Source organism: Streptomyces sp. NPDC031670 (assembly GCF_055580545.1).
In genome coordinates, this window is the sequence record NZ_JBVILC010000015.1 from 120,117 (window position 1) to 139,156 (window position 19,040).

General features: G+C 74.3%; 16 protein-coding genes and 1 pseudogene. 7 read left to right on the plus strand and 10 right to left on the minus strand.

Features of this window, described 5'->3' with window-relative positions; all coding sequences use genetic code 11:
- Positions 1 to 8: 8 nt before the first annotated feature.
- Positions 9 to 614: a response regulator gene (locus tag ACZ5ID_RS26145; RefSeq protein WP_468902467.1), complete on the plus strand. Its 606-nt coding sequence runs from the start codon at positions 9 to 11 to the stop codon at positions 612 to 614.
- Position 615: 1 nt separating this feature from the next.
- On the opposite strand, the gene ACZ5ID_RS26150 is transcribed toward ACZ5ID_RS26145, so the two are convergent.
- The 3 genes from ACZ5ID_RS26150 to ACZ5ID_RS26160 all read right to left on the minus strand — a co-directional run bounded on the left by ACZ5ID_RS26150 (position 616) and on the right by ACZ5ID_RS26160 (position 5,569).
- Positions 616 to 2,043: an MFS transporter gene (locus ACZ5ID_RS26150; protein WP_468902469.1), complete on the minus strand. Its 1,428-nt coding sequence runs from the start codon at positions 2,041 to 2,043 to the stop codon at positions 616 to 618.
- A 139-nt stretch (positions 2,044 to 2,182) separates the two neighbouring features.
- Positions 2,183 to 3,388, minus strand: a complete 1,206-nt coding sequence (locus ACZ5ID_RS26155) for a thiolase C-terminal domain-containing protein (RefSeq protein WP_468902472.1) — start codon at positions 3,386 to 3,388, stop codon at positions 2,183 to 2,185.
- Between the two features lie 21 nt (positions 3,389 to 3,409).
- Complete coding sequence (locus ACZ5ID_RS26160; RefSeq protein WP_468902474.1) at positions 3,410 to 5,569, minus strand: acyl-CoA dehydrogenase; 2,160 nt, start codon at positions 5,567 to 5,569, stop codon at positions 3,410 to 3,412.
- Between the two features lie 179 nt (positions 5,570 to 5,748).
- Between ACZ5ID_RS26160 and ACZ5ID_RS26165 the strand changes: the two genes are divergently transcribed.
- The 4 genes from ACZ5ID_RS26165 (at position 5,749) to ACZ5ID_RS26180 (ending at position 9,531) form a co-directional block, all read left to right on the plus strand.
- Positions 5,749 to 6,438 (plus strand): class I SAM-dependent methyltransferase, encoded by a 690-nt coding sequence (locus tag ACZ5ID_RS26165; protein WP_468902477.1) that lies wholly within the window; start codon positions 5,749 to 5,751, stop codon positions 6,436 to 6,438.
- A gap of 9 nt (positions 6,439 to 6,447) precedes the next feature.
- A complete protein-coding gene (locus tag ACZ5ID_RS26170; RefSeq protein ID WP_468902479.1) occupies positions 6,448 to 7,413 on the plus strand; it encodes an N-acetylmuramoyl-L-alanine amidase in 966 nt (321 codons plus the stop codon).
- A 186-nt stretch (positions 7,414 to 7,599) separates the two neighbouring features.
- Positions 7,600 to 8,418 (plus strand): hypothetical protein, encoded by an 819-nt coding sequence (locus tag ACZ5ID_RS26175; protein WP_468902482.1) that lies wholly within the window; start codon positions 7,600 to 7,602, stop codon positions 8,416 to 8,418.
- 102 nt (positions 8,419 to 8,520) lie between these two features.
- Complete coding sequence (locus tag ACZ5ID_RS26180) at positions 8,521 to 9,531, plus strand: LLM class F420-dependent oxidoreductase (protein ID WP_468902484.1); 1,011 nt, start codon at positions 8,521 to 8,523, stop codon at positions 9,529 to 9,531.
- Positions 9,532 to 9,550: 19 nt separating this feature from the next.
- On the opposite strand, the gene ACZ5ID_RS26185 is transcribed toward ACZ5ID_RS26180, so the two are convergent.
- From ACZ5ID_RS26185 to ACZ5ID_RS26200, 4 genes are all read right to left on the minus strand, one after another.
- Complete coding sequence (locus ACZ5ID_RS26185; protein ID WP_468902486.1) at positions 9,551 to 10,117, minus strand: hypothetical protein; 567 nt, start codon at positions 10,115 to 10,117, stop codon at positions 9,551 to 9,553.
- Between the two features lie 159 nt (positions 10,118 to 10,276).
- On the minus strand, positions 10,277 to 11,371 hold the full coding sequence (locus ACZ5ID_RS26190) for a prenyltransferase (RefSeq protein WP_468902489.1): 1,095 nt from the start codon (positions 11,369 to 11,371) through the stop codon (positions 10,277 to 10,279).
- The gene (locus ACZ5ID_RS26195; RefSeq protein ID WP_468902492.1) at positions 11,368 to 12,156 is read right to left on the minus strand and encodes a class I SAM-dependent methyltransferase; all 789 of its coding nucleotides are present in this window, start codon (positions 12,154 to 12,156) and stop codon (positions 11,368 to 11,370) included. Before ACZ5ID_RS26195 ends, ACZ5ID_RS26190 begins: the two co-directional genes overlap by 4 nt.
- Positions 12,157 to 12,271: 115 nt before the next feature.
- A complete protein-coding gene (locus ACZ5ID_RS26200) occupies positions 12,272 to 13,597 on the minus strand; it encodes a glycosyltransferase family 4 protein (RefSeq protein WP_468902495.1) in 1,326 nt (441 codons plus the stop codon).
- A 252-nt stretch (positions 13,598 to 13,849) separates the two neighbouring features.
- On the opposite strand from ACZ5ID_RS26200, the gene ACZ5ID_RS26205 reads away from it, so the two are divergent.
- Together ACZ5ID_RS26205 and ACZ5ID_RS26210 are read left to right on the plus strand one after the other, a co-directional pair.
- Complete coding sequence (locus ACZ5ID_RS26205; RefSeq protein ID WP_468902497.1) at positions 13,850 to 14,485, plus strand: TetR family transcriptional regulator; 636 nt, start codon at positions 13,850 to 13,852, stop codon at positions 14,483 to 14,485.
- Positions 14,486 to 14,858: 373 nt separating this feature from the next.
- A pseudogene (locus ACZ5ID_RS26210) lies at positions 14,859 to 15,347 on the plus strand (LuxR C-terminal-related transcriptional regulator); the annotation flags it as partial.
- Here the strand turns inward: ACZ5ID_RS26210 and ACZ5ID_RS26215 are convergent.
- The 3 genes from ACZ5ID_RS26215 to ACZ5ID_RS26225 all read right to left on the minus strand — a co-directional run bounded on the left by ACZ5ID_RS26215 (position 15,273) and on the right by ACZ5ID_RS26225 (position 19,034).
- Positions 15,273 to 17,120: an ATP-binding cassette domain-containing protein gene (locus ACZ5ID_RS26215; protein ID WP_468902499.1), complete on the minus strand. Its 1,848-nt coding sequence runs from the start codon at positions 17,118 to 17,120 to the stop codon at positions 15,273 to 15,275. The pseudogene ACZ5ID_RS26210 and the gene ACZ5ID_RS26215 overlap by 75 nt on opposite strands.
- On the minus strand, positions 17,117 to 18,844 hold the full coding sequence (locus ACZ5ID_RS26220; RefSeq protein WP_468902503.1) for an ATP-binding cassette domain-containing protein: 1,728 nt from the start codon (positions 18,842 to 18,844) through the stop codon (positions 17,117 to 17,119). The genes ACZ5ID_RS26215 and ACZ5ID_RS26220 overlap by 4 nt, the downstream gene beginning before the upstream one ends.
- Before the next feature lie 67 nt (positions 18,845 to 18,911).
- Positions 18,912 to 19,034 (minus strand): SapB/AmfS family lanthipeptide, encoded by a 123-nt coding sequence (locus tag ACZ5ID_RS26225; protein WP_468902506.1) that lies wholly within the window; start codon positions 19,032 to 19,034, stop codon positions 18,912 to 18,914.
- Between the last annotated feature and the right edge of the window lie 6 nt (positions 19,035 to 19,040).

The following is a 19,040-nucleotide window of genomic DNA, read 5'->3' on the forward strand; positions in this document are numbered from 1 at the left end:
AGAACGGCATGATCAGAGTCCTGCTCGCGGAGGACCAGGGCATGATGCGGGGCGCGCTGGCCCTGCTGCTCGGCCTGGAGGAGGACATCGAGGTGGTCGCCCAGGTGTCGGCGGGCGACGAGATCGTGTCCACCGCGCTCACCGCCCGCCCCGACGTGGCGCTCCTCGACATCGAACTGCCCGGCCGCAGCGGGCTGGACGCGGCGGCCGACCTGCGCGAGGAGTGCCCGGACTGCCGGGTGTTGATCCTCACCACGTTCGGGCGGCCCGGGTATCTGCGGCGCGCGATGGAGGCGGGCGCGGCGGGGTTCCTGGTGAAGGACGGGCCGGTGGAGGACCTGGCCGAGGCGGTCCGGCGGGTGCTGCGCGGCGAGACGGTGATCGACCCGGCGCTGGCCGCGGCGGCGCTGAGCGCGGGCGCCAACCCGCTGACCGCGCGGGAGCGGGACGTGCTGAACGCGTCGGTGGACGGCGCGACCGTGGCCGACATCGCGGGCAGGCTGCACCTGTCGGAGTCGACGGTGCGCAACTACCTCTCGTCGGCGATCGGCAAGACCGGCACCCGCAACCGCATGGAGGCGGTACGGGCGGCGCGGCAGCAGGGCTGGCTCTGAGTCACTTCCTCGGCGCCGTCGCCCTGGGCAGCCACACCAGCGCGACCACGGTGCTGGCGAGCAGCACGAAGCCGCCGGTGCGGAAGGCGAGCGCGTAGCCCTCGGTGAGCGCTTCGGGGGTCGGGGTGTCGCCGGTACGGGCGGTGGCGACGGTCGACAGGACGGCGAGGCCGAGCGCGCCGCCCATGGTGCGGGAGGTGTTGATGAGCCCCGACACCAGCCCCGCCTCGCCCGGCGCCGCGCCGGAGGTGGCGAGCGAGGCGAGCGGCGTGGTGGCCAGGCCCGCGCCGGTCATCATCAGCGTGCCGGGCACCAGGATGGACATCCAGTACGGGTCGTGCGCGTGCATCGTGGACTGCCAGCCGAAGCCGGCGGCGGCGATCAGCACACCGAGGACGGTGAGGTTGCGGGTCCCGGTCACCGGCATCAGCCGGGGTGCGATCTTGGCCCCGAGGACGATGCTCAGGGAGCTGGGGATGAGGGCGAGTCCGGCGCCCAGCGGGGTGTAGCCGAGCACGTTCTGCGCGTACAGGGTCATGAAGTACCAGGTGCAGAAGGTGGCCGAGCCGCAGGCGAACATCACGACGTTGGCGGACGACACCGCCCGGATGCGCAGCAGCCGCAGCGGCATCAGCGGCGCCGCCGCGCGCGCCTCGACGGCGAGGAACGCCCCCAGCAGCGCGAGGCCGCCGAGCAGCGGGGCGAGCGTCTGCGGCGCGGTCCAGCCGGACTGCTCGGTCTGCACGATGCCGTACGCGAGGACGGCGAGCCCGCCGGTGACGGCGACCGCGCCGGGCAGGTCCAGGCGGTCGCGGGTGGCGGCGCGGCTCTCCGTGATCCACAGGGCGGCGCCGGTGAGGACGAGGGCGCCGACGGGCACGTTGATGAGCAGCACCCAGCGCCACGACAGGGTGTCGGTGAGCACCCCGCCGACCAGTCCGCCCGCCGCGCCGCCGCCCGCGCCGACCGCCGCCCAGGTCCCTATGGCCCTGGTACGGGCCGCGCCCTCCGGGACGGCGGCGGTCAGGATGGTGAGCGTGGAGGGCGCGAGCACGGCGGCGCCGAGCCCCTGCACGCCCCGGGCGACCAGCAGTTGCCACCCTTCCTGGGCGAGTCCGCCGGCCAGGCTGGCGCCGGTGAACAGCGCGAGTCCGACGAGGAACATGCGCTTGCGTCCGAAGAGGTCTCCGGCGCGTCCGCCCAGGAGCATGAACCCGGCGTACGCGATGGAGTAGGCGTTGACGACCCATTGCAGGCCCGTCGGGCTCATACCGAGCCCGGTCCGCATCGAGGGGAGCGCCACGTTGACGACGGAGACGTCGAGGACGACGAGGAACTGCCCGGCACAGGCGGCGAGGAGGACGAGCCAGGTGCGGGTGGGGTGGGTGCGGGTGGGTATGGCGGCGGTTTCCGGGGGCGCTTGGACCATGGGGGTCATGGTCGCACGGGGGGTGCGTTTCCCCACCCCGCCCCTTCCCGAAAGCCCTCTGGCGGGCGACCTGTTGCGGCTCCGGCCGCGGGGCGGCAACCCGGCACGCGGGTGGAGGGGGACGGGGCCGGGGCCGTACCTACTGCGGCCTCCGCAGGAGCGTCACCACCGCCGCGCCGCCCAGACCCACGTTGTGTGCCAGCCCCACCCCCGCACCCCCCACCTGCCGCGCCCCCGCCTCGCCCCGCAGCTGTGTCACCAGTTCCGCCACCTGTGCCAGCCCCGTCGCCCCCAGCGGATGCCCCTTGGAGATCAGGCCCCCGGAGGGGTTCACCACCCACCGGCCGCCGTACGTCGTCGCCCCGGACTCCACCAGCTTCCCGGACTCCCCCTCCCCGCACATCCCCAGCGCCTCGTACGTCAGCAGCTCGTTGATGGAGAAGCAGTCGTGCAGCTCGACGACGTCGACGTCCTCGATGCCCAGGCCGGAGCGCTCGAACACGGACCGCGCCGCCGCCCGAGACATGCCGACCCCGACCACGTCGATGCACCGGCCGGACGCGAAGGACTCCTCCGTGTCCGTCGCCATCGCCTGCGCGACGATCTCCACCGCCCGCTCCGCCAGGCCGTGTTCCGCCGCGAACCGCTCGGAGACGACGACGGCCGCCGCCGCCCCGTCCGAGGTGGGCGAGCACTGCAGCCGTGTCAGCGGCCGGTGGACCGGCGGTGACGCGAGCACCTGCGCCACCGAGTACTCCACCTGGAACTGCGCGTGCGGATTGTGCACCGAGTGCCGGTGGTTCTTGGCGCCGACCGCCGCGAGCTGCGCCTCGGTCGTCCCGTACAGCTCCATGTGCTCGCGCGCCGCGTTGCCGAAGATCTGCGCCGTCGGCGGGGTCGCCTCGAAGCCGTGGGCGGCGGCCATCACCCCGTAGTGGCGGGCGACCGGGGACGTGGCGAAGTCGCCGCCGTCCGCCCCGCCGCCGAGCGCGCCGCGCTTCATCTTCTCGAAGCCCAGCGCCAGTACGCACTCGCTCACCCCGCCCTCCACCAGCTGTCGCGCCAGCATCAGCGCGCTCGACCCGGTGGCGCAGTTGTTGCTGACGTTGTGGACGGGGACACCGGTGAGCCCCAGTTCGTACGCCGCCCGCTGGCCCGCCGTCGACGGCTGGAAGCAGTAGCCCGCCAGTACCTGTTCCACCTGCCCGTAACCGATCCCGGCGTCCGCGAGCGCGGCCGTCCCGGCCTCGCGCGCCATGTCCCAGTACTGCCGGGGGGCCTGCCCCTCCCGCGACTCGGGCTTCACGAAGTCCGTCGTCCCGACCCCGGCCACCAAACTCTTCACGTACCTGCTCCTTCGGCTCGTTCAGTCTCGCGGCAGGCCGAGGATCCGCTCGGCCACGACATTGAGCTGGACCTGCGTGGTACCGCCCGCGATGGTCAGACAGCGGGACATCAGATAGCCGTGGACGGCCTGCCGCGCCGGGCCCTCGGCCGTCGCGCCCGCGGGTCCCAGCAGCTCCAGGGCGAGGTCGGCCACCTTCTGCTGGTGGAGCGTCTGGACGAGCTTGCGCACGCTCGCCCCCGCGCCGGGCTCCAGCCCGGACACCCGGCGCAGGGTGGTGCGCAGCCCGACGCAGGCGAGGGCGTGCGCCTCGGCCGCCAGCGCGCCGATCCGGGCGCGGCAGGCGCCGTCGAGGCCGTCGGCGCGGGCGAGCAGTGCCTCCAGACCGGTGTCGAAGGTCAACTGGTCGGCCATGTGGACGCGTTCGTTGCCGAGGGTGTTGCGGGCGACCCGCCAGCCGCCGCCCGGCTCGCCCACGACCGCGTCCGGCGGCAGGAGCGCCCCGTCGAAGTACACCTCGTTGAAGAGCGCGTCGCCGGTGATCTCCCGCAGGGGCCGGATGTCGATCCCGGGGGTGTGCTTCATGTCGACGACGAAGTACGTCAGGCCCTCGTGCTTGGGCGCCCCGGGGTCGGTCCGGGCGAGCAGGATTCCGTGGTCCGCCCACTGGGCCGCGCTGGTCCACACCTTCTGGCCGGTGATCCGCCAGCCGTCCCCGGTGCGTTCGGCGCGGGTCCGCAGGCTCGCGAGGTCCGAGCCCGCTTCCGGCTCCGAGAACAGCTGGCACCACAGCAGGTCCCCGCGCAGGGTCGGCAGCAGATAGCGCTCCTGCTGCTCCTTCGTGCCGTAGGCGAGGAGCGAGGGCACCACCCAGGTGCCGATCCCGAGCTCCGCGACCTTCACCCCGGCCGCGCGCAGCTCCTCCTGGACGACGAGCTGCTGCACGGGCCCGGCGCCCAGGCCGTACGGCGGCGGCAGGTGGGGTGCGGCGTATCCGGTGGGGGCGAGGGCGCGCCGGGCGGCGGCCGGGTCGAGGCCGCGTACGGACTCCGCCGCCGCGCGGGCCGGGCCCCGGAACGCCCGTGCCTCCTCGGGGAGTTCGAGCCGCAGCTCGCGGCGCGCCCCGGCCCCGGCGAGCCGGACGGCCCTCTGGCGGTGGGCGTCGCCGGCGCCGAGGAGCTGGCGGGCCACCAGGGCGCGGCGCAGATGGAGGTGGGCGTCGTGCTCCCAGGTGAAGCCGGTGCCGCCGAGGATCTGGACGCAGTCCTGGGCGCAGGTGAGGGCCGCGTCCAGGGCCGTGGCCGCCGCCAGGGACGCCACCAGGCCGCGCACCTCGGCCCGCTCCGGCCCGGCCGCCCGCGCCGCGTCCCACACCAGTGCCCGCGCCTGCTCGACCCGGACCAGCATGTCGGCGCAGAGGTGCTTGACCGCCTGGAACCGCCCGATGGGCCGGCCGAACTGCTCGCGCGTCCTGGCGTGGGCGACCGCGGTCTCCAGCGCCCGGGAGGCGGTGCCGCAGGCCTCGGCGGCGAAGAGGACGGCCGCCAGGTCGTGGACGAGCGCGGGGTCCACGGCGAGCGCCCGCCCCTGCGGGACGGCGAGGCGGCGGGCGGTGACCTCGGCGGTGGGGCGGGTGGGATCGGCGCCGTCGTGCGCCCGTACGTCCAGGTCCGCCGCGTCCACCAGCAGCCACAGCACCTCATCCCCCGCCCGCGCGGCCAGGACCAGCAGCTCGGCCTGGGCCGCGGCGAGGACCGGCGGCGCGGTCCCGTCGAGCGTCCAGCCGTGCGGGTCCGGTACGGCGGTGAGTCCGCCGGGGCCGAGCGCCACCGCCGCCGTGCGCGCGCCGGTCGCGATCGCCTCCACCGCCTCCGCGTGCCCGGCCCGCTCCAGCACCGCCGCCGCGAGCACACTGGGCAGATACGGACCCGGCAGCGCGGCCCGGCCCGCCTCCTCCAGCACCACGGCGAGCTCCACGAGGCCACCGCCCCCGTACCGCTCGCCCAGATGGATCCCGAGCAGGCCCTGCGCGGCCAGCGCGTCCCAGAAGGGCGGCCGGGAGGCGGGGGCGCCGTCCGCGTCGAGCAGCTTCCGCACCTCCTCGGGGGGGACGGCCCGCGCCAGCCCGCCCCGTACCGCCTCGGCCAGCTCGCGCTGCTCCCGGGTGATCCCGATGCCCATCCGCACTCCCCGCCGTGGCCGCCGCTGGAACGGCGACAGACTAGAACACGTTCCATTCTGACGGAAGGTCAGATCGAGGGCGGGATCGGCCGGGGATTAGGATGTGGCGCCCGGCAGCGCGAGCACCGGCCGCCGCATCCGTACGAAGCCCCGCGTCCGAACCCCCAGGAGCCCTGACCATGGCGACACCCAAGCCGGAGATCCTCGCCGCCTTCGAGGCCGCCAAGGGGTTCATGCCCGTACGCGAGGGGCTCGCCCTCTACGAGGCGGCCGTCCGGGCGGGCGCGCTGGGCCTGCCGCTCCTGGAGGTCGGCACCTACTGCGGTCGCTCCACCCTGCTGCTCGCGGACGCGGCCCGCGCCACCGGGACCGTCGCCGTCACCGTCGACCACCACCGGGGCAGCGAGGAGCAGCAGCCCGGCTGGGAGTACCACGACCCGTCCGTGGTCGACCCGGAGGTCGGTCTGATGGACACCCTGCCCACCTTCCGCCGCACCCTGCACCGGGCCGGCCTCGAAGAGCACGTGATCGCGGTCGTGGGCCGCTCGCCGCAGGTGGCCCGGGCCTGGGGCGGCCGGGTGGGGCTGGTCTTCATCGACGGCGGCCACACCGACGAGCACGCCACCGGGGACTACGAGGGCTGGGCCCCGCACCTCGCCGAGGGCGGCCTGCTGGTGATCCACGACGTCTTCCCGGACCCGGTCGACGAGTTCACCGGCCAGGCGCCGTACCGCGTCTATCTGCGGGCCCTGGCGTCCGGCGCGTTCAGCGAGGTCTCGGCCACCGACTCGCTGCGCGTCCTGCGCCGGAGTGTGACGGCACCGACACCCCGGGGCCGGAGCCGACCGGATCAACCGCGCAGGCCCTAGCATCACTGCGTGTCGTACGACAGCGAGTCCCCCACCCCGTCCCGGCGCCGTCTGCGCGGCAACCTCGTCATCGTGACCGCCGCGTTGGCCCCGGCCGCTCTGGCCGGCTGGCTGGTGTGGCAGGCCATGGGCGGCTCCGGCGGCCATGACGACAAGCCGCCCCAGGTGCTGCCGCTGCCCAGCGCGTCCGCCGCGCGGCCCTCGGGGAACGGCGGCGCCAAGCCGCCCGCCGTGACCGGGCCGGCCACCCCGGCGCCCTCGGCCTCGGCCTCGGCCTCCACCCGGTCCGCCCGGCCCACCGGGCCGCTCGCGGGGCGGGTCGTGGTGATCGACCCGGGGCACAACCCGAGCAACTTCCAGCACACCGCCGAGATCAACCGCCAGGTCGACATCGGGACGAACAAGAAGGAGTGCGACACCACCGGCACCGACACCGCGGAGGGGTACACCGAGGCCGCGTTCACCCTGGACGTCTCGCACCGGCTGCGGGCGCTCCTGGAGAAGCAGGGCGCGACCGTCACGTACACCCAGGACGCCGACCGGCCCTTCGGTCCGTGCGTGGACGAGCGCGCGGCGATCGGCAACCGGGCCAGGGCGGACGCGGTGGTCTCGGTGCACGCCGACGGCTCGGCGCAGGGGAACCACGGGTTCCATGTGATCCTGCCCGCGCTGGTGAACGCCGGGAAGGCGAACACCGCCCCGATCGTGGGCCCCTCGCGTGAGCTGGGTGTGAGGATCGCGGGGAAGTTCGTGCACGCCACCGGCATGCCGCCCTCCAACTACGTGGGCGACGGCACCGGGTTGGACGTCCGCAAGGACCTCGGCGGGCTCAACCTGTCGACCGTGCCGAAGGTGTTCATCGAGTGCGGGAACATGCGTGATTCCGGTGACGCGGCCCTGCTGACGAGCGCGGACTGGCGCCAGCGGGCGGCCCAGGGCATCGCGGACGGGATCGGCGACTTCCTGCGCAAGTGAGGGGCGCGCCGACGGGAGCTGTCGGCCGCGGGTCGGTCACGGTCTGAGCACCGGGGGGACTTCCCACCCGGTCAGACGATAGATTCTCCTCCGGGTGGGGAACCACCCCCGTGCTTCGCGCCGTGTGCACGTACACCGGCGGCAGCGATGACCGCCCCGACGAGACGACCCAAAAAGGACTATTACGTGAACATCCGCTCCCTCACGCGAGGCGACGGCGTGGTGATCGGAGCAGCGGTGGTGCTGTTCATCGCCTCGTTCCTCGATCTCTACTCGGTCGACAACGCTTGCGTCGGCACCATCTGCTCCCACGCCAACGTTCCGAACGCGTGGGACGCGCTGGGTCTGCTGATGAGCATGTTCCTGGCCGGCATCATCGGCGCGGTCCTCATCGTCGTGGCCCGCTCGCTGCCGCAGCCGCGGAAGTTCGCCGGGATGGACCTGGGCCAGTTCGGCACCGCCTTCACGATCTTCTCGGCGTGGACCGCGTTCTGGACCATCATCGACATGGACAGCGCCGGCGCCGGCATGATCCTCGGCCTGATCGCCGCGCTGGTGCTCGCCGCGGGCGCCGTGGCCGGCCCGATGGTCGCCGCGCTCAAGGCCCCGCTGATGGGCAACCCGAGCCCGGCCGTGGCCCCGTACGGCGGCCAGCCCTACGGCAACCAGCCCGCCGGTGGCTACGGCTACCCGGGCGCCCCGCAGCCGCAGCCGTTCGCGCCCCAGGGCGCCGACCAGAGCCAGGGCGGCCAGACCCCGGCGCCCGCCGCGGCCCAGCAGCAGCCCGCCGCCGGTGCCCCGGCCGGGGACTTCGCCCCGTTCTGGTTCGCCGTCCCGGTGGCACGCCAGCTGTACCCGGAGGACGGCTCGGCCACGCCGATCGCGGAGCTCGCGCCCGGCACCTGGTACCTCGCGGTGGAGCAGCGCGGCGCGGCCCTGGTCGCGCAGACGCAGGACGGCCGCCGCGGTGTCCTGCAGGACACCACGGGCATCCAGCGCGGCTGACCGCGTGTACCGCCGGGAACGGCCCCCCACCCCTTCCGGGGTGGGGGGCCGTTCCCGTACGCTCCCCTGACGATCCGTCAGATACGGACAGGGGGCGGCGGTATGCGGCTGGGACTCGCACTCGGCTACTGGGGCCGCGGCCCGAACCCCGGACATGTGCGGCTCGCCCAGGAGGCGGAACGCCTCGGGTACACCTCGGTGTGGACGGCCGAGGCCTGGGGCTCGGACGCCTTCACCCCGCTGACCTGGATCGCCGCGCACACCTCGCGGATCGGTCTGGGCACGGCCGTCGCGCAGATGGCGGCCCGCACCCCCACCGCGACCGCCATGCACGCGCTCACCCTGGACCACCTCTCGGGCGGCCGGATGACGCTGGGCCTCGGGCTCTCGGGGCCGCAGGTGGTGGAGGGGTGGTACGGGCGCCCCTTCCCCGCCAGCCCGCTGACGGCGACGCGGGAGTACGTGGAGGTGATCCGGCAGGTGCTGCGGCGCGCCGCACCGGTCGAGCTGGACGGCCGCTTCCACGCGCATCCCTACCGGGGCGCGGACGGCACCGGCCTCGGCAGACCGCTGAAGCCGATCACGCATCCGCTGCGGGCGGACCTGCCGGTGCTGCTCGGCGCCGAGGGCCCCAAGAACATCGCGCAGACGACCCGCATCGCGGACGGCTGGCTGCCGCTGTACTGGTCGCCGACCCGCCTCGACGCGTACCGGGCGTCCCTCGACGCGATGCCCGAGGGCTTCACCGTCGCCCCCATGGTCCGCGCCCACGTCTGCGCCGACGTGGCCGAGGGGCTGCTGCCGGTGAAGGCGATGCTCGGCTTCTACATCGGCGGCATGGGGCACGCGGCCCGCAACTTCCACGCGGATCTGATGGCGCGGATGGGGTACGAGGCCGAGGCCCGCCGCATCCGGGCGCTGTTCGCCGAGGGCCGCCGCGAGGAGGCGGTGCGGGCGGTGCCGGACGCCTTCGCGGACGAGATCTCGCTGGTCGGACCGCGTGAGCGGATCGCGGAGCGGCTGGAGTCGTGGCGTACGGGCCCGGTGACGGACCTGCTGGTCATGTCACCGGACCCGACGACACTGCGCGTACTGGCGGAGCTGAACGGCTGACGGTGTGCGGGGCCGGTGGTCAGCCGCCGCTGAGCTGCGAGGCGGACGGCACCTGGTCCTTGACGTCCGCGCCGGCGCTCTTGCCCGCGCCCTTCACGCCGTTGATGACGTTCTCGAACATCCCGACGTCCGCGTCCTTGGCGTCGCCCTTGCGCAGCTTGCCGCCGAGGCCCTTGAGGGACTCGATGCCGGAGCTGAGGGGGGCGACGGCCTTGGAGAGGAGGGGGTCGCCCTTGGCGTTGTTCACGGCCGCCTTCAGCCGGTTGTACGTGAAGGCCCCGGCGAGGCCCGCCTTCACCAGGGCGAACGTCCGGCCCTTGGCGCCCTTCTTGAACTTGCCCGCCTTGTAGGGCTTCACGATCCACTGGTAGGCGGCACCGGCGGCGAGGCCCGCGTTGGCGACGAACCGCGTCTTGGCGAGCTTCTGCTTCTCGAAGGTGCTGGACGGGGAGGCGCTGGCCTCCGCCGCGGTCAGGCTGTTGCGGGCGCTCTTGGTTTCGCCTCCGCAGGCGGTCGTCGACACCAGGAGAGCGGTGGAGAGGACGACCGCCGCGAGTATGCGGCGGAGCGGGAGCGTACTGGGCACGATGACCTCCGGGGACGTTTGGGTCTCCCCGGCAGCGTCACCCGCCCGGCGGCACCGGGCCACCCGGCTGGGCCATTCGAGTCCGGGGCCGGCCACACACGGCCCGCGGGGGAAAACGGGGCCCGACCAGCCACCCACCCCCAGAGGGCCCCCGGCGCTTCAGGAGACGGGCGGGGCCGGGGATCCGCAGCAGTCCGGGGCCAGCCCCCGGGGCAGCCGGTCGCCCGCGAAGACCGCCGCCGTCGCCTCGTCACCCCCCAGCGCCGCCACCGCCAGCAGCAGCGACCCTGCCGTCCACGTCGTCAGCTCCTCCGGCCACACCGCCCGGTTGCCCTCGAAGACGTACCCCGTCCAGTACAGGCCGTCCCCGGCCCGCAGGTGCTGGATGGACTGGAGGATCTCCAGGGCGCGGTCCGACTCGCCCACCACCCACAGCGCTAGCGCCAGTTCGCAGCTCTCGCCGCCCGTCACCCACGGGTTGGGCAGGACGCAGCGCACCCCGAGGCCGGGCACCACGAAGTCGTCCCAGCGCGACTCGATGCGCGCCTTCGCCTCCGCGCCGGTCACCGCGCCACCGAGGACGGGGTAGTACCAGTCCATCGAGTAGCGCGACTTGTCGAGGAAGCGCTCGGGATGGCGGGCCACCGCGTGCGCGAGCGCGCCCGTGGCCAGCTCCCAGTCCGGCTGCGGCTCCTCCCGCTGCTCGGCGATCGCCAGCGCGCACCGCAGCGCCTGGTGGATCGAGGAGCTGCCGGTGAGCAGCGCGTCGGTGACGGGCGAGCCGTCCTCCTCGCGCTTCCAGCCGATCTGCCCGCCGGGCTGCTGGAGCCGCAGCACGAACTCCACCGCCGCGTACACCACCGGCCACATCCGGTCGAGGAAGGTGTCGTCGCCGGTGGCGAGGTAGTGGTGCCAGACCCCCACCGCCACGTAGGCGACGAAGTTGGTCTCCCGCCCCCGGTCGGTGACCTGCGCGAAGTCCCCGTCGTGGTAGGCCGCGTACCAGGACCCGTCGTCGTTCTGGTGCCGCGCGAGCCACTCGTAGGCGCGCCCCGCCGCCTCGTGTTCGCCGGCCGCGTCCAGGGCCATCGCGGCCTCGGTGTGGTCCCAGGGGTCCAGATGGTGCCCGCGGAACCACGGTATGGCGCCGTCCTCGCGCTGCACGGCCAGGATGCCGGCCACGGTCGTGGCGGCCTGCGCGGCGGTGAGGACCCCCGGCAGGACCAGGTGCTCGGTCCGCTCCGGTGAGGTCACTTGGCGCCGGCCTTGCGGGTCGCGGCGAGCGGGGCCTCGGCGCCGAGCGGGGCCTCGCCGTCCAGCGGGGCGAGGTGCGGCTTCGTCGCGTACGCCACGAAGCTCTTGCCCACGACCGGGTTGAGCGCCTGCTCGGCCAGCCGCGTCACCAGCGGCTTCTTCATGATGTCCCAGACGAGCAGCTTGTGGTACGCCCGGACCGGCAGCGCCTTGTCGTTGTCCACGCCGAACGCGCACTTGAGCCACCAGTACGGCGAGTGCAGCGCGTGCGCGTGGTGCGTGCCGTACGGCTTCAGGCCCGCCTCGCGCATCTTGCCGAGCAGTTCGTCCGCCTTGTAGATGCGGATGTGACCGCCCTCGACCTCGTGGTACGCGTCGGAGAGCGCCCAGCAGACCTTCTCCGGCCCGTAGCGCGGCACCGTGACCGCGATCCGGCCGCCCGGCTTGAGGACGCGGACCATCTCGGCGAGCACGCCCTTGTCGTCCGGGATGTGCTCCATCACCTCGGAGATGATCACGACGTCGAAGGACGCGTCGGGGAAGGGCAGGTTGAGCGCGTCGCCCTCCATCGCGGTGGCGGTCGCCCCCTCGGGCGCCTCCCCGGCCTCCTTCATCGCCGCGAACCACTTGGCGACCTCGCGGATCTCCTCGCCGTTCTGGTCCAGCGCCACGACCCGCGCACCGCGCCGGTAGCACTCGAAGGCGTGCCGGCCCGCGCCGCAGCCCAGGTCGAGCACGCGGTCGCCCGGGGCGAGCGGGAAGCGGGAGAAGTCGACGGTCAGCACGGGGTCTGCCCTTTCGGATGGAGAACTGCGGGGGCCGCGGAGCGGCCGGGGGGTGGGGGCGCGGAGCGGCCGGGGGGTGGGGGCGCGGAGCGGCCGGGGCCGGTTCGGTGCGGGATCACCCTGCGGGCTTCTTGGCCGCGGAGCGGCCCTTGCCGGCGATCGCGGAGCGATAGAGCTCGACGGTGCCCTCGGCCGCCCGCGCCCAGGTGAACCGGTCGAGCACCCGCTGCCGCCCGGCCGCGCCGAGCCGTGCGCGCAGCCGCGGGTCGCCCAGCAGCCGTACGAGCGCGGCGGCCAGCGCCTGCGGGTCGCCCGGCGGCACGGCGAGGCACGTCTCGCCGTCGGGCCCGGCCACCTCGGGGATCGCGCCCCCGGTCGTGGCCACCAGCGGGGTCCCCGTCGCCATCGCCTCGGCGGCCGGCAGCGAGAACCCCTCGTACAGCGAGGGAACACAGCTGACCTGCGCCGACCGTACGAGGTCGACGAGCTCCGCGTCGGTGATGCCCTTGACGAAGCGGACCGCGCCGCCGAGCCCGTACTTCTCGATGGCCTGGGCGACCGGTCCGTCCTCGGCGCGCTTGCCGACGACGACGAGGTGCGCCTCGGGGTGCTCGGCGCGCACCTTGGCGAGCGCCTCGACGAGGAAGACGAGTCCCTTGAGCGGTACGTCCGCGCTGGAGGTGGTGACGATACGTCCGGGCACCTCGGCCACCGACGGGTCCGGGGACCACAGCCCGGTGTCGGCGCCGATGTGCACCACCCTGATGCGGTCCTCGCGCACCCCGAGGTGCTCGACGATCTCGCGCTGGGAGGAGCCGGAGACGGTGAGCACGGACGGCAGCCGCCGCGCGACCCGCTTCTGCATCCGGGTGAAGCCGTACCAGCGGCGTACCGAGGAGCGGCGCTTCCAGTCCTTGGCGGCGTCCAGTTCCAGCTGCCGGTCGACGGTGATGGGGTGGTGGATCGTGGTGACCAGGGGCGCGCCGAGGTCGGCGAGCAGGCCGTAGCCGAGCGTCTGGTTGTCGTGGATGACGTCGAACTCGCCCTTGCGGGCGGCGAGGTGGCGCCGGGCCCGCAGCGAGAACGTCAGCGGCTCGGGGAACCCGCCGGTCCACATGGTGGCGACTTCCAGCGCGTCGATCCAGTCCCGGTACTCGTCCTTCCCGGGCGTGCGGAACGGGTCCGGCGAGCGGTACAGGTCCAGACTGGCGAGCTCGGTGAGCGGTACGCCCTCGTCCAGGACGGGGTACGGCTGCGCGCCGATGACCTCCACGCTGTGCCCCAGACGGGCGAGTTCGCGGGAGAGGTGGCGTACGTAGACGCCCTGGCCGCCGCAGAACGGATTGCCCTTGTACGTCAGGAGGGCGATCCGCAGCGGGCGGTCACCCGCACGGGCCGGCTCCCCGGTGTGCGGGTTTGCCTCTATGGCCTCTGCGGTCACTCGCGGCCCCTTCATCGCTGCGTTTCGCCGGAGCGTAACCGCTCGCGCTAATCTAGAACAAGTTCCAGACTTGATCCTTCTTGATCTCCGTCCGGAGCCTGGGGAAGCTTTGAATCTACCGGCAGGTAGCGCGCGTGTGAGGGCCGGATCAGGTGATTCGCGCCACCACCGGGGCCCCTGCCATGCTGTGCCCCCGGAATCGGGCCGCCGGGCCCACCGGAACAGCGCGAATCGGACGACGGAACGGGACAGATGACAGCGGAAGCCAGAGCGGCCATCGCCGCGTCGCCCGTCCTGACCGAGCGCCAGGAGGCGCGCCGCCGCCGCATCCTGCACGCCAGCGCCCAGCTCGCCAGCCGGGGCGGTTTCGACGCGGTGCAGATGCGCGAGGTGGCCGAGGCCGCGGGGGTCGCGCTCGGCACGCTCTACCGCTACTTCCCTTCCAAGATCCATCTGCTGGTCGCCACCATGCAGGACCAGCTCCAGCATCTGCACTCCACGCTCCGCAAGCACCCGCCGTCCGGCGACTCGGCCGCGCAGCGCGTCGCGGAGACGCTGATGCGGGCGTTCCGCGCGCTCCAGCGCGAACCGCACCTCGCCGACGCGATGGTGCGCGCCCTCACCTTCGCCGACCGCTCGGTCAGCCCCGAGGTGGACACCGTCTCCCGGCAGACCACCGCGATCATCCTGGACGCGATGGGGCTGGACCACCCGAGTCCGCAACAGCTCTCGGCGGTCCGCGTCATCGAGCACACCTGGCACTCGGCCCTGATCACCTGGCTGTCCGGGCGGGCCTCGATCGCCCAGGTGAAGATCGACATCGAGACGGTGTGCCGGCTGATCGACCTCACGGCGCAGGACGACGGCCTTCCCGACCGAGGGGCCTGAACCGGACCGCTCCGAACGTGCCCGGACCGGCCCGAGCCGGTCCCGGCCGGGTTGGTTCGGCCCGATCCGGCCGTTCTGACCGGTCCCCCGCAGCCGTCGGTCCCGCCGATTTCGACCCGCCGGACCCGATATGGGCTCATCCGTCGGTGACCCGGCCAGCGCCCGGCGTGCAGGTCCAGCGCCTGGCGGCCATCCGTGCCCACTCTGTGCGCCGTACGCGCCCCCGTGCCACCCCATGGCCGATTATGCGGCTTCCTCTCTCCCGGCCCCCGGATAGAAATGTTTCGCGTGCCAGAGGAAGGCAACCGGTAGGCGGGGAGCTGGAGGGGGCTGAAACGTGATCCGGGTACTTCTCGTGCACGATGCTTGTCTGATGCGGTCGGCGCTGGCCGACCGCCTGGGCCGGGAACCCGGTCTGGAGGTCCACCACGCGCCCTGGAGCAGCGCACCCGCCCGGGCGCGGGTGCTGCGGCCGGATGTGTGCGCCGTGGACCTCGACTGCTCCGACTCGTACGGCATCGCGCCGCTGGGGGAGTTACAGAGCCGGCACCACGGGTCGCGGAACGCGCGCCTCGTCGTGCTGGCCAGCCCCAACCGGCCCGGGCTGCTGCGCCAGGCCGTGGAGGCGCACGCCCTCGGGTACGTCGACAAGGACGCCACCCCGGAGCGGCTGATCGGCGCCATAAGACGGGCCGCCGCAGGTCAGCGATTCGTCGACGACTCGCTGGGCTGCGGTTTCCTGCGGGCGGCCGAGATGCCGCTCACCAGACGGGAGCTGAGCGTGCTCTCACTCGCCGCCGAGGGCGCCTCCATCGCGGACATCGCGCACCGTCTCCATCTGTCCAACGGGACCGTGCGGAACTACATGGCGGCGATCACCCGCAAGACCGGCGCCCGCAACCGTGTGGACGCCATCCGCATCTCCCAGGGCGAGGGATGGGTGTAATCCGGTCAGCTCCCGGTAGAACGCGGACTTTCGCAGCAGTTCGTCGTGTGTCCCGCACTCGACCCCCGCGCCGCCCAGCACCAGCACCTGCCGGGCCCGGCGCGCGGAGCCGGTCCGGTGCGCCACGACCACCAGCGCCGTCCCGGGCCGCCGGGCGAACGCCCGCTCGGCCCGTGCCTCGGCCGCCGGGTCGAGATGGCAGGTCGCCTCGTCGAGCAGGACCAGGGGCGCGGGAGCCGCGTACGCCCGGGCCAGCGCGATCAACTGCCGCTCCCCGGCCGAGAGTCCGGACGGGACCACGGTCGCGTCGAGCCCGCCGAGCCGGTCCACGAGCTCACGGGCGCCCACCGCCGCGCAGGCGGCCAGCAGGGCGTCGTCCCCCGGCGGTCCGCCAAAGGTGCCTCCCCCGGACCCCGCCTCGCACGAGCCGTCCCGAGCCCCCGCGTCCTCGTGGCCGGCCGGGCACAGATAGGTGAGGTTGGCCCGGACGGTGTCGGTGAAGACGTACGCCTGCTGGGGCACCAGGACCCGCGCGCGGGCGCGTAAAATTTCGCCGCTGTCGGGGGCGCGCACGCCCGCCATGAGTTCGGCCAGGGTGGACTTGCCGATGCCGCTGGGGCCGACCACCGCGAGGTGCCCGCCGTGCGGCACGGTCAGGTCCAGACCGTCGACGACGGGCGCGGCCCCCGGCCCGTACGCGAAAGTGACGCCCCGCAGCCGTACGGCCTCGCCGGGACCGGGTTCGCCCGCCGGGGGCACGGGCCGCGGTGGCTGCTCCCCGTCCGCCGTCAGCCTGCGCAGCACCACGAACAGCCGTGCCCCCGAGGTGCCCAGGCCCTGCATCAGGGACTGCAGGGCCGGGATCAGGGACTGGGTGACATAGGCGAGGGCACCCACGAACGCGCCGGGGGTGACCCCGTGGCCGAGCAGCCAGGGCGCCGTGACCAGCAGCAGCACCACGGTCAGCCGGCCGCCGAGCCCCGCCGCGAGCGTACGCAGCACCCCCCAGCGGGCGAGCGAGCGCGAGGCCCGGAACTCGGCGTCGATCCGCTCCCCCGCGTCGGCCGCCACCCGGTCCTGTGCCCCGGCCGCCGTGATGTCGCGCAACCCGGCGACGGCGAGGCCGAGTTCGGCCGCCAGCGCCTCGTCGGCGGCGAGGAACACCTCCTGGCGGTGGGCGAGCGGGCGCAGCGTGGCGAGGAACAGGGCGAGGGAGGCCGCCAGCGGCACCGCCACCACCAGCAGCAGCACCGGTGCCAGTGAGCAGAGTCCGATCAGCGCCCCCACGGCGGTGACGACGAAGGTCCGGGACACCATCACCAGTCCGGCGAGTGTGTCGCGGGCGATCTCCACCTGGTGGGTGAGCCGGGAGACGGCCGCCCCGTCGGGCGCCCGCAGCGCGCGGCGCACCACCCGGCGTACGAGGTCGTCGCGTACGGGCTCGACGAGCGCGGCCACCGCCAGATGCACCCGCCCGGTCCCGAAGGCCCCGGCCACCACACCGAGCGCCGCGAGCCCCAGCCACGCGAGGCCGGTCCCGGTGCGGCCCGCGAGGAAGCCCCGGTCGAGCGCCCGCGCCAGCGCGAAGCCGAGCAGGAACGTCTCCCCCGCCTCCAGCGCCGACCAGGCGGCGAGCCGGAGCAGCGCCCGCCCCCGGGAGCGTGCGAGTGCCGCCACGCGCCCCTTCACGCGGCCTCCTCGGCGAACACCGCGCGGTACTCGGGCAGTCGCCACAGCTCGGCATGGGGGGCGAGCGCGCGCACCCCGCCGCCGTCGAGCCACACCACCACGTCGGCGCGGGCGGCGGTGGTGACCCGGTGGGCGACGATGAGCCGGGTGCCCGGCGTCAGCTCGTCGAGCAGCGCGCGGGAGACCCGGCGCTCGGTCGCGGAGTCGAGGCTCGAGGTGGCGTCGTCGAGGATCAGCAGCCGCCCGCAGTGCGCGAACGCGCGTGCCAGACCGAGGCGTTGGGCCTCGCCGCCGGACATCGGGGCCTGCTCGCAGGGGGTGTCGTAGCCGAGCGGCAGTCTGCGGACGAAGTCGTCGGCGCAGGCGGCCCGGGCGGCGGCCGTGACCTGCTCCGGGCCGGGTTCGTCGGCGCCGAAGGCGATCGTGCCGCCGATGGTCGCGCCGAGGAGCGCCGGGCGGGCGAAGGCGTGGCCGACCTCGCGGCGCAGGTGCCGCCGGGAGAGTTCGGGCAGCGGAACGCCGTCGAGGAGGACCGTGCCCCGGTCGGGGTCGGTGAGCCGGCCCGCGACCGCGGCCAGGGCGCTCTTTCCGCTGCCGGAGCGTCCCACCACGGCGGCCACCGTCCCGCCGGGAAGGTAGAGGTCGACGTCGTCGAGGGGGCCGGTGCGGACGCTGCGGAGCTCCAGCGAGCCGGGCCCGTCGGGCAGTCGGCGTGTTCCGTACGTCATGGCGGGCGGGGTGAGGGCCTCGGCGAGGCGGTCGGTTGCGGCGCGTCCGCGCACCAGTCCGTTGAGCTGGCCGACCAGGGTTCCGGTGCCGGTGGCGAGGACGGCGTACCGCCAGGCCGCGAGCATCCCGCCGACGCTCAGCGCGCCGTCCGCGAGCCGCAGCCCGGCGACCGCGAGCACGGTGAGCTGGAGCAGCGGCAGCAGCGCGGAGGCCTGGGCGGTGGAGCGGCCGGTGACGCGCCACATGCGGTGGCCCTGGCGGGAGAGTTCGGGCAGCGGCGCGAGGATGCGGGCCGCGTCGCGGTCGGCGGTGCCGGCCGCCGCGATGGTGCGGGCACCCTCCACGGCTTCGGTGAGCCGCCCGGCGATCTCGCCCTGGGCGCGCAGATAGGCGGTGCCCGCGTCCCCGGACCGGCGGACGAACACCTTGAGCAGCAGGACGAGTACGGGCATCCCGGCGAGCAGCGCGAGCGCCGTCCAGCCGTCGGTGAGGGCGAGCGCCACCAGTCCGCCGACCGGGGTGAGCACGGCGGCGAGGGTGGCGGCGAGGGTCGCGGGGAGAGGTCCGGCCTGGGCGGCGTTGCCGACGAGCCGGGCCACCAGATCGCCCTCGGCGACCGTGGTGCGGGGTCCGGCGGCCAGCACATGGCCGAGGACGCGGGCGCGTATCCACGCGGTGGTGCGGGCATTGGCGACGGCGGTGACCAGGCCGTCGAGGGCGCCGAGCAGGACGGTGGCGCCGGTGAGCGCGGCGCACAGCGCGAGCCAGGGTCCGGCGGCCGAGCGGTCCTCGCCCAGCAGCAGGTCGAGGGTGCGGCCGAGCGCCCACGGCAGGGCCAGGCCCGCCCCGGCGAGGGCCGTGGTCAGCAGCAGCACGAGGGCGGCGGGCGCCGCGCCGTACCGGACGGTCTCGCGGAGAAAGGGGCGTGGAGCCAAGGGGCCCTCCGGGGCGCGCAGGCCCCGGGCGGAGAGCAGATCCGCCCGGGGCCGCGTCACACGGTTGATCAGGACCGATCACGGTTGATCAGGTGCAACAGGGATTGATCAGGGTGGTGCGGGTGTCTCAGAGACAGAGCAGCTGGCTGGCGCCGCTGTGCTTGTCGCACAGCAGCAGGCTGACGCTGCTGTCGCCGCCGCCGCCGGTGGTCTCGGGAACGTCCATCTTCTGAAGGTCGAGAAGTGTCATGGCCAT

Excerpts from the sequence above, each read along its gene's own strand:
- ACZ5ID_RS26180 (WP_468902484.1), top strand. The coding sequence starts at position 8,521 with ATGCGGCTGGGACTCGCACTCGGCTACTGGGGCCGCGGCCCGAACCCC.
- ACZ5ID_RS26145 (WP_468902467.1), top strand. The coding sequence starts at position 9 with ATGATCAGAGTCCTGCTCGCGGAGGACCAGGGCATGATGCGGGGCGCG.
- ACZ5ID_RS26150 (WP_468902469.1), bottom strand. The coding sequence starts at position 2,043 with ATGGTCCAAGCGCCCCCGGAAACCGCCGCCATACCCACCCGCACCCAC.
- ACZ5ID_RS26165 (WP_468902477.1), top strand. The coding sequence starts at position 5,749 with ATGGCGACACCCAAGCCGGAGATCCTCGCCGCCTTCGAGGCCGCCAAG.
- ACZ5ID_RS26205 (WP_468902497.1), top strand. The coding sequence starts at position 13,850 with ATGACAGCGGAAGCCAGAGCGGCCATCGCCGCGTCGCCCGTCCTGACC.
- ACZ5ID_RS26225 (WP_468902506.1), bottom strand. The coding sequence starts at position 19,034 with ATGACACTTCTCGACCTTCAGAAGATGGACGTTCCCGAGACCACCGGC.
- ACZ5ID_RS26160 (WP_468902474.1), bottom strand. The coding sequence starts at position 5,569 with ATGGGCATCGGGATCACCCGGGAGCAGCGCGAGCTGGCCGAGGCGGTA.